Genomic DNA, 2,670 nt, shown 5'->3' with positions numbered 1-2,670 from the left:
TCGCCGCTGCGCCGCCTGCCCCGGCCCCGGCCCCGGAACGCGTCATCGCTCCGGAAGACTTCGAGGCCGAGGCCTTGGCTGCGGCCGCCGTGCTTGCACCGCTGGCCCCGGTCACCCCGGCCGAAGCGCCAGCCACGCCTGCCACGGACCTGCCGGTACTGGTCGATGCGCCCCCGGCCCCGGCCGGCAAGCCCGGTTGGCGCGAGCGCCTGCGCAACAGCGTCATCGCCCGCAGCTTTGGCGGCCTGTTCTCGCGCAATCCCAAGCTCGACGACGACCTGCTGGATGAGCTGGAAACCGCACTGATCACCGCCGACGTCGGCGTGGGCGCCACCACCGACCTGGTCGAGGGCCTGCGCAAGCGCATGAAGTCGCGCGAGTTCGTCGATGCCAATGCGCTGCTCGCCGCGCTGCGCAGCGAACTGATCGCAATCCTGCAGCCGGTCGCCAAGCCGCTGGTGATCGACCGCAACGCCAAGCCCTTCGTGGTGCTCACCGTCGGCGTCAACGGCGTCGGCAAGACCACCACCATCGGCAAGCTGGCCAAGCGCTTCAAGGACGAAGGCCACAGCCTGATGCTGGCCGCCGGCGATACCTTCCGCGCCGCCGCCGTGGCCCAGCTGCAGGCCTGGGGCGAGCGCAACGGCGTGGCCGTGGTCGCCCAGGGGCAGAACGCCGACGCCGCTTCGGTGGCCTACGACGCCCTGCAGGCCGGCAAGGCGCGCGGCACCTCGGTGCTGATCGCCGATACCGCCGGTCGCCTGCATACCCAGTCCGGCCTGATGAACGAGCTCGGCAAGATCCGCCGCGTGCTCGGCAAGATCGATGAGACCGCGCCGCACGAAGTGCTGATGGTCATCGACGGCACCACTGGCCAGAACGCGCTCTCGCAGCTGCGCCAGTTCAATGCCGCGGTGAAGGTGACCGGCCTGGTGGTGACCAAGCTGGACGGCACCGCCAAGGGCGGCGTGGTGTTCGCCCTGGCCCGCGAGTTCGGCATTCCGATCCGTTTCGCCGGCATCGGCGAGCGCCCGGAAGACCTGCGCGTGTTCGATCCGGAAGCCTTCGTCGACGCCCTGCTGCCTGAAGCGCTGGGCGCCTGATACGCCGTGCAGCCACGCATGGCGTGGCCCTACTGCCCTGCGCGCGACGCATGGCGTGGCGCAACCGCAATCCAGTAGAGCCACCCCACGGGTGGCTGCCTTCCCCGGAACACCCATGTCCCGCCAGCCGCACGCCAGCGCCAACACTGCCCGGGAAGACGGCTTCGTCGCCCACCTGCTGCACTGGTTCGACGACCACGGACGCCACGACCTGCCCTGGCAGCATCCGCGCAGTCCCTACCGGGTCTGGCTGTCGGAAATCATGCTGCAGCAGACCCAGGTGACCACGGTCATCCCGTATTTCCAGCGGTTCCTGCAGCACTTTCCGACCCTGCCCGACCTGGCCGCCGCCAGCAACGACGAGGTGATGGCGCAGTGGGCCGGGCTCGGCTACTACGCCCGCGCCCGCAACCTGCACGCCGCCGCCAAGCGCTGCGTGGAGCTGCACGACGGCGACCTGCCACGCGATTTCGATGCCCTGCACGCCCTGCCCGGCATCGGCCGCAGCACCGCCGGCGCGATCCTCAGCCAGGCCTGGAACGACCCGTTCGCGATCCTCGATGGCAACGTCAAGCGCGTGCTCAGCCGTTATCACGGCATCGAGGGGTTCCCCGGGCTGCCGGCCATCGAGAAACAGCTGTGGTCGCTGGCAGAAGCGCATGCAGCGCAGGTGCCGGCCGGTCGCATGGTCGATTACACCCAGGCGCAGATGGACCTGGGTGCGACCGTGTGCAGCCGTGCCAAGCCGGCCTGCGTGATCTGCCCGATGCAGGAAGACTGCGTGGCACGCCGCGAAGGCCGCACCGCCGACCTGCCCACACCGAAACCCGGCAAAATCCTGCCCGAGCGCGAGGCCGTGGCCCTGCTGCTGCGTGACGCCCAGCAGCGCGTGCTGCTGCAGAAACGCCCGGACACCGGCATCTGGGCGCAGCTGTGGACGCTGCCGCAGGCCGACGCCGGCAGCGACCTGCAGGACTGGTTCGACGACCATGTCGACGGTTCGCTGGAAGAGGCCGAGGAACTGCCGGTGCTGCAGCACACGTTCAGCCACTATCGGCTGCACCTGCAGGTATTGTCGCGGCAGGTGCGCGGGCTGCGCGTGGAGGAACCCGCGCTGCGCTGGGTCGCCGCCGATGAACTTCCGGCGCTGGGCCTGCCCGCGCCGATCCGCAAGCTGCTGGAGGGCACGCCGGTGAAGGCGCCGAAACGCAGAGCCACCAAACCCCGCAACCACGAGTGAGTACCATGCCCCGAACCGTCTTCTGCCAGTACGAACAACGCGATGCCGAGGGCCTGGACTTCGTGCCCTACCCCGGCGACCTGGGCCAGCGCGTGTTCAACCATATCGGCCAGCAGGCCTGGGCCGCCTGGCTGGCGCACCAGACCATGCTGATCAACGAAAACCGCCTGTCGCCGCGCAAGCCGGAGCACCGCGCGATGCTGGAAGCGGAGCTGGTCAAGTTCCTGTTCGAGAAGGACGCCGAAAAGCCGGCCGGCTTCACCCCCGAAGCCTGAGCCGGTAGCGCCGGGCATGGCCCGGCGATAACCGATCATTCTGCGGGCGCTT

General features: G+C 69.6%; 3 protein-coding genes. All 3 read left to right on the top strand.

Going from position 1 to position 2,670, the window contains the following annotated elements:
- The coding region (gene ftsY / locus DCO49_RS19815; protein ID WP_165835763.1) for a signal recognition particle-docking protein FtsY at nucleotides 1–1,103 on the top strand (1,103 nt) is incomplete at its 5' end.
- 115 nt (nucleotides 1,104–1,218) lie between these two features.
- Nucleotides 1,219–2,343: an A/G-specific adenine glycosylase gene (mutY, locus tag DCO49_RS19810; protein WP_116865439.1), complete on the top strand. Its 1,125-nt coding sequence runs from the start codon at nucleotides 1,219–1,221 to the stop codon at nucleotides 2,341–2,343.
- Nucleotides 2,344–2,348: 5 nt separating this feature from the next.
- Entirely contained in the window at nucleotides 2,349–2,618 is a 270-nt protein-coding gene (locus DCO49_RS19805; protein WP_116865440.1) for an oxidative damage protection protein, read from the top strand.
- The last annotated feature ends 52 nt before the right edge of the window (nucleotides 2,619–2,670 follow it).

The organism is Stenotrophomonas sp. SPM (assembly GCF_003105135.1).
Taxonomy (GTDB): Bacteria; Pseudomonadota; Gammaproteobacteria; order Xanthomonadales; family Xanthomonadaceae; genus Stenotrophomonas.
The sequence above is the reverse complement of the archived record's forward strand: the minus strand, read 5'-3'. Positions and strand labels throughout refer to the sequence as shown.